We start from the raw sequence: 6765 nt of genomic DNA, 5'->3' as shown, positions 1-6765 counted from the left end.
CTACCAGGTGACGGGCAGGCTCTTCACCGCGAAGACGGAGCCCTTGAGCCGGAGCGGGACCTCTTCGGCGGCCACGGCCAGCCGCAGGTCGGGGAAGGCCTTGAGGAGGGCCGACAGGCCGGCGCGGACCTCGACGCGCGCGAGGTTCTGGCCCAGGCACTGGTGGACGCCGAAGCCGAACGCCACGTGCCCCGAGGTCTCGCGGTCGATGTCGAGGTCGGCCGGGCAGCCGAACCTGGCCGGGTCGCGGTTGGCGGCGGGCAGCGACACGGTGACGGTGTCGCCCTTCTTGACCAGGTGGCCACCGATCTCGACGTCCTCCAGCGCGGTGCGGTACATCTCGTACTGGTTGACGGTGATGTAGCGCAGGAGTTCCTCGACGGTGGCGTCGAGCTTCGACGGGTCCGCGCGGAGGGCGGCCAGCTGCTCGGGGTGCTCCAGGAGGGCGAAGACGCCGACGGCGAGGGCGCTCTCGGTGGTCTCGTAGCCGGCGAAGAGCAGCAGGGTGACGATGTTGCAGATCTCTTCGGTGGTGAGCTCGCCCTCGGCGATCAGCCGGCTGATCAGGTCGTCGCCGGGCTGCTCCCGCTTGTTCCCGACGAGCTCGGTGATGAAGGCGGTCACCTGCCCGAAGGCGGCCCCGACCTCCTCCTGCGTGGAGTCCGGGTCGTGCAGCACGGTCGGCGCGTGCTGGTAGCGCTCGCGCTCCTCGTACGGGAAGCCGATCAGCTCGGACAGCACCCGCAGGACCAGCGGCTTGGCGTAGCTGCCGATCAGGTCGACGGGACCGCCGTGGGCGCGCATCACCTCGATCTGCTCGGCGGCGACCTCGGCGACGCGCGGGGCCAGCAGGTTCGCCCGGCGGGCGGTGAACTCGCCCGTCAGCAGCCGCCGGTAGCGGGTGTGGTTCGGCGGGTCCATGTGGATGAACATGCCGGGGATCTCCGGGGAGCTGCCGATGACGGCCTCTCCGAATCGGGTCACCGGAAAATGGAATTCCTGGAGGCCGTGGCTGAACCTCGGGTCACTGAGGACCTTGCGGACCAGTTCGTGGCTGGTGGCGATCCATCCGATGTGTCCGTCGGGATAGACCATGCGCGCGAGGGGTCGCTCTTTGCGCAGGGAATCGAATACGGCGGGCGGGTCGAAGTGGTGCGTCCGCGCCCACGGCTCCTCGTAGGAGATTGCGTCGCTCATGGGGTCCTTCTCGCTCGGGACAGGGCGGGGCCGGGGGCTACTGGGCCAGCTTCGCGAGGGCCTCGTACGCGTTCGCCAGGGAGGCCTCGGCCCGCGGCCTGAACTCCGCCAGCTGCGGGGCGATGGTGGCCATGGTGAACTCGGCGGTGACGAAGGTGAGGTCCTCGCCGAGGCCGATGGCCCCGAGGATCGCCTTGAGGTAGGTCTGCTGGTAGTCGAAGGCCTCGCGCGGCGTGCCCGGCGCGTAGGAGCCGCCCCGGGTCAGGACGACGACGACCTTCTTGCCGGCGAGCGGGCTGGGGACGGCCATGTGGGCGGGGTGGACGATGCGGTCCAGCCAGGCCTTGAGCGCCGAGGGGACGGTGTAGTTGTGCATCGGGACGCCGAGGACGATCACGGACGCGTCGAGGACCTCGCGGGTGATCGCCGCGGTGAGCTCCCGCTCCTGCTCGCTCTGCCCGTGGTCGGTGTCGGGGTGGATGAGGGACTGGTGCACGGGCTCGGTGATGTGCGGTACCGGCTGGGCCGCGACGTCGCGGTAGGCGTAGCCGCCGCCGGGGTGGTTGTTGCGCCACTCCTCGGCGAAGTGGGCCGAGAGCCGCCGCGACACGGATTCCGTACCCGGACTCGAATCGACATGCAGAAGCTGCGCCATGCGGACGTCCCCTTAACGATCGCGAAATATGTGAGTTCCCGCCCCACAGCGGCTTTTCGAAGCATCGCAAGGGCATGGGCTTGATCTCCTAGTCCAGGCTAGGCGGAGGGTTCACGCGACGGCATCCCTCAGCCTGGTAGGCCCTGGCCCGCCCTTCCCCAGCGGGTCTCAAGGGAATTTCCGTTCGCGATCCGAAGGGGAAATGACGGAGCTCCCGGCGCCCGGTGTCCCCTGGGGGTCCACCGTGCGCCGGGAGCTCCGTCGGCCGGGTCCGGGTCCTACGCCCGTGCGGGCGCGGCCGGTTCGACGGGCCGGCCCGTACGGGCCGACTCGATCGCGGCCTCGATGATCCGCAGCGTGCGCACGCCGGCCGCGCCGTCCGGGCCGGGCCCCTCGCCGCCGGCGTCCCCGGCGAGGAAGGCGCCGAGCACGCGGGCCTCCAGGTCGCCGCCGCCCGGCTCCCAGCGTTCCGCGCCCGTGGCGGAGTCGAAGCCGCCGATCAGGCGGGGGCGGGCGGTGAAGTCCACGCTGCCCCGCTCGCCGACGAAGGTCAGGGCGGGCCCGGCCGCCCCCGACGGGTTCCCCGCCAGACCGCGGCTGCAGTCGAGGGACGCGACCGTCCCGTCCGCGTAGCGCACCGTCATGAGCGCCGCGCTCTGGACGTCCTGCCCCCCGCTGAGGAGCCCGTTGGACTGGGCGTACACCCGCTCGGCGGGCTGTCCGCCGAGCACCGCGTCCACCAGGGCGAGCAGTGCCGCCGCGTTCGCGGCCAGGACCGCTCCCGCCTCCGGGCCCTCGGCGGCGGGGGCGTTGCAGGCGCCGTGCACGGTGGTCAGCCTGCCGATGGCCGTCCCTTCGGCGAGTGCCTCCCGGATGGCCGCGAACGCCGGGCTGGAGCACTCGGGGGAAGCGGGGGTCAGCCGCACCCCCGCCTCCTCGCAGGCCCGCACCATGGCCAGGGCGTCGGCCGCCGTGGCGCCGAGGGGCTGTTCGCACAGGACGTGGGCCCCGGATCCGGCGGCCCGCTCGACCAGTTCCCTGCGGACGGCGAGGCCGCTGGTGACGACGACGGCGTCGGGGCGCAGCGCGAACGCCTCGTCCCAGCCGTCCGCGTAGGCCGCTCCGAGCTCCCGGGCCACGGCCCGGCCGCGGGCCGGGTCCTGCGGCGGGCCGTCGGGGTCGGCGATGACGAGCTCGACGCCGGGCGTGGCGGCCAGCAGCCGGGCGTAGGTCGTGGCGCGCTCGTGCGCGAACGACAACACGGCGACCTTCATGCTGCGGCTCCCTTCGCGGTCGGTGCGAGGTCCACGGCGCGCCCGGTCCAGGCGGACTCGGCGGCGGCCTGGGTGATGCGGATGGCGGCCAGCGCGTCCTGCGGTCCGAGGCGCGGCGGGGGGCCGCCCCGGAGGCCCTGGGCGAACTCGCCGATCTCGGAGAGGAACGGCTTCTCCCCGACATGTCCGAAGGCCGGGTCCTCGACGCCGAACGCCCTGGTCTCCTGCGGCCATTCGGAGTCGTAGAGGGCCGTCCCGCCCGTACCGGTCACCTGGTAGGTGAGGCGGAAGGGGGGCTGCGGGGTGGCCGTCCACCGGCACACCACCTGGCTGAGGGCGCCGCTCGCGTGCGTGAGGACCGCGGTCCCGGTGGCGACGGCCCCGGCCGGGGCGGGCGCGGCGATGTCGCCCTGGTACTCGGCGTGGACCCGCACGACGTCCCCGAAGAGCCAGTACGCGATGTCCACGCCGTGGAGCATCTGGTCGGTGAGGATGCCGCCCGACCGGGCGGGGACCTCGGCGGTCCAGGGCCGCGGGTGGTACCCGGCCACGGTGAACCGGCCGATGGCGCCCGCGCCCAGCCCGCCCGAAGCCACCAGCGCGTGGAGGCGGGCGTAGGCGGGGGCGAACCGCACGTTGTGGGTCGGATACAGCGGTACGCCGGCCCGTGCGGCCGCGGCGACGATCTCCTCGGCTTCGGGGAGGGTGGCGGCGAGCGGCTTCTCGCACACCACGCCGACGCCCGCGGCGACGGCGGCCATGGCGATGGCGTGGTGGCTGCCGGTCGGGGTGCAGATGTCGACCGCGTCCGCGCCGTCCAGTGCCTCGTCGAGGGAGCCGACCGCCTTGGCGCCGAACTCCCCGGCGAGTTCCTCCGCGCGGCCGTCGGTGGAGTGGACGCGTACGGACGCGCCGACCGCGGTCCACGCGTCCAGGTGGAAGCGGGCTATGAGTCCCGCGCCGATCAGTGCTACTTCAAGCTGCCGCATGGCATCCCCAGCCCTCTTCCCCGTCGTCTTCGCGGACGCCACGGCCACGAAGTGTGATCAGTCTGACCCGGGGGGCGGGACCGGGACCATCACCAACGTGGGTAGTCCCGCAGGGGGTTGGGGCCGGGGCCGTCAGGCGGAGTTGACGGGGAGGACGTCCGGGGAGAGGGTGCCCGCGTGCGCCGAGGCGGAGGTGGCCCGGCGGCGGTGGTGGCGCCGGCACAGGACCTCGTAGCCGATCTCCCCGGCGGGGCGGTTGACGTCGCCGACGACCACCTGGGCGCCCTCGACGACCATGACCCCGCCGACCGTGCGGGCGTTGTGGGTGGCGCGGGCGCCGCACCAGCACAGGGCCTCGACCTGGAGCTGTTCGATCCGGTCGGCGAGCTCGATCAGCCGCTGGGAGCCGGGGAAGAGCTTGGTGCGGAAGTCGGTGGTGATGCCGAAGGCGAAGACGTCCATGTCGAGGTCGTCGACGATGCGGGCCAGCTGGTCGATCTGCTCCGGCGCGAGGAACTGCGCCTCGTCCACGATCACGTAGTCGGCCTTGCCGCCCTTGGACAGCAGCTCCACCAGGTACGCGTACAGGTCCATGCCCTCGGCCGCCTCGACCGCCTCGGTGACCAGGCCGAGCCGGGAGGAGATCTTGCCCTCGCCCGCCCGGTCGTCCCGTGTGAAGATCACGCCCTGGAGCCCGCGTGCGGAGCGGTTGTGGCCGATCTGGAGAGCCAGTGTGCTCTTTCCGCAGTCCATCGTTCCGGAGAAGAACACCAGCTCGGGCATGGGAGGTACGGGACCTTTCGGGTCGTGGGCGTGGAAGGGGCGGGGTGGCGGGGGACGGCGCTCAGGTGCGGACTTCGAGCAGCGGGACCAGCTGTTCGGCGGCCGTCATGGAGCCGTGCATCCCGGTGAGGGCCGACTCGTTGGGCTCGTTGCGGGAGGCGGTGATCGCGACGTCGGCCTGGGCGGCGGCGATCACGTCGCCGATCCGGCCGAGGACCCGCTCGTCGCACTCCCCCGGCGCTCCGAACCAGCCCAGTTCCAGGGCCTCTTCGCGGCTCGCGACCCAGAAGCGGTCGCCGAGGACCTCGCGCCAGACGGTGAGCACGTCGGCCTCGGCTCCGGGCACCGCGTAGACGTGCCGGGCGCGGCCCTCGCCGCCGAGCAGGGCGACTCCCGCGCCGAGCTCCCAGTCCTCGTCGAAGTCGATGCGGGAGTCCTCGTCGAAGGGGACGTCCACCATGCCGTGGTCGGCGGTGACGTAGAGCGCGGTGCGCGGCGGGAGCTGCTCGGCGAGGCGCTGGACGAGCCGGTCGACGTACATGAGCTGGCCGCGCCAGGCGTCGGAGTCCACGCCGTGGCGGTGTCCGGCCCCGTCGAGCTCGCTGTAGTACGTGTAGACGAGCGAGCGCTCACCGGCCGCGAGCTGGATCGCGGCGAGGTCCATCCGCTCCTCGCCGGTCATCCGGCCGTGGAAGGTGCCGCCGCTGAGGGCGATCTGGGTGAGCGGGGTGCTCTGGAAGTGCGGGGCGGACACCTGGGCGGTGTGCACGCCGGCCGCGTCGGCGAGCTGGAAGACCGTCGGGTACGGCTGCCAGGGCTTCGGCGGGGTCCACGGGTACCAGCGGAGCTGGTTCATCAGCTCGCCGGAGGCCGGGTTGCGCACGGCGTAGCCGGGCAGGCCGTGCCGGGCGGGCGGCAGGCCGGTGCCGACGGAGGCCAGGGAGGTGGCGGTGGTCGCGGGGAAGCCGGCGGTGAGGGGCCGGCCGGTGCCGCCGCGCGAGCCGGCGAGCAGGGAGGTCAGGAAGGGGGCGTACTCCGGGTGGGCCTTGATCTGCTCCCAGCCCATGCCGTCGACGAGGAAGACGCAGTTGCGGTCCGCCGGGGTCAGCTCGGCGATCCCGGCGGTGAGGCCGGGCACGCCCTGGCCGGCCGCCAGGGTCGGCAGCAGGTCGGCGAGCGAGCCGGTGCCGTAGTGCGGGACCGGGGCGCCGGCGAGGTCGAGCAGTTCCGGATCGTCCTGCCAGTTCGGCGGCGCGGAGTACGACATCAGCGGGCGGTGGCCGCGGTGGCCTCGGAGAGGGCCTGGGCGAAGAGCAGCGTCTGGCGGACCGTCTCGGGGCCGTCGCCGGCCTCGCTGACGCGCAGGCTGAGGTCGTCGGCGGTGGAGTTGCCGGTGTAGCCGTGGTCGGAGTCGCAGTTGGGGTCGCCGCAGGCGGCGGGCTCCAGGTCGATGCGCGAGACCGCGCCCCAGCCGATGGTCAGGACGACCTCGCGGGGCAGCTGGCCGGGGGTGTAGGACTCCGGGTTGGCGACGACGCGGCTGAGCACCACGGAGGAGATGGCGCCCAGCTTGACCGACTCGGTGGAGGTGGTCGCGTACGGGGACGGGGATCCGGCGTCGGCGGCCTGCTCGTCGGTGTGGCTGACGATGAACCGGTTGTCGGTGAGGACCAGCACGGTGACGTGCCGGCGCACCTCGTTGGAGTCGAAGGTGGTCTCCTGGTGGACCACGTACGACGAGACCGGCTCGCCGCCCACCGCGGCCTCCACGGCCTCGGCCACGAGGGCCGGGTAGTAGCCGCTGCGCTCGATCGCCGCGCGCAGCCCCTGGGTCGTCGTACCGGATTTCGCCATGAGGTCCATCCTA

Annotated in this window: 7 protein-coding genes; all 7 read right to left on the bottom strand. The window is 73.0% G+C overall.

Annotated features, from left to right (window positions below; genetic code table 11):
* Complete coding sequence (locus ACZ5NJ_RS19680) at window positions 1-1197, bottom strand: cytochrome P450 (protein ID WP_468766306.1); 1197 nt, start codon at window positions 1195-1197, stop codon at window positions 1-3.
* Window positions 1198-1234: 37 nt separating this feature from the next.
* Entirely contained in the window at window positions 1235-1852 is a 618-nt protein-coding gene (locus ACZ5NJ_RS19675; protein WP_468766305.1) for an FMN-dependent NADH-azoreductase, read from the bottom strand.
* Between the two features lie 278 nt (window positions 1853-2130).
* Window positions 2131-3126 (bottom strand): Gfo/Idh/MocA family protein, encoded by a 996-nt coding sequence (locus tag ACZ5NJ_RS19670; protein ID WP_468766303.1) that lies wholly within the window; start codon window positions 3124-3126, stop codon window positions 2131-2133.
* Window positions 3123-4115 carry a Gfo/Idh/MocA family protein gene (locus ACZ5NJ_RS19665; RefSeq protein ID WP_468766302.1) on the bottom strand — a complete coding sequence of 331 codons (993 nt, stop codon included), beginning with the start codon at window positions 4113-4115 and terminating at the stop codon, window positions 3123-3125. Before ACZ5NJ_RS19665 ends, ACZ5NJ_RS19670 begins: the two co-directional genes overlap by 4 nt.
* Window positions 4116-4247: 132 nt before the next feature.
* The gene (locus ACZ5NJ_RS19660; protein ID WP_468766301.1) at window positions 4248-4898 is read right to left on the bottom strand and encodes a thymidine kinase; all 651 of its coding nucleotides are present in this window, start codon (window positions 4896-4898) and stop codon (window positions 4248-4250) included.
* Window positions 4899-4959: 61 nt separating this feature from the next.
* The gene (locus ACZ5NJ_RS19655) at window positions 4960-6165 is read right to left on the bottom strand and encodes an alkaline phosphatase family protein (protein ID WP_468766300.1); all 1206 of its coding nucleotides are present in this window, start codon (window positions 6163-6165) and stop codon (window positions 4960-4962) included.
* Entirely contained in the window at window positions 6165-6761 is a 597-nt protein-coding gene (locus ACZ5NJ_RS19650) for a DUF5998 family protein (RefSeq protein ID WP_468766299.1), read from the bottom strand. Before ACZ5NJ_RS19650 ends, ACZ5NJ_RS19655 begins: the two co-directional genes overlap by 1 nt.
* Between the last annotated feature and the right edge of the window lie 4 nt (window positions 6762-6765).

The organism is Streptomyces sp. NPDC032091 (assembly GCF_055580265.1).
This window is presented reverse-complemented; position numbering and strand designations above follow the sequence as displayed.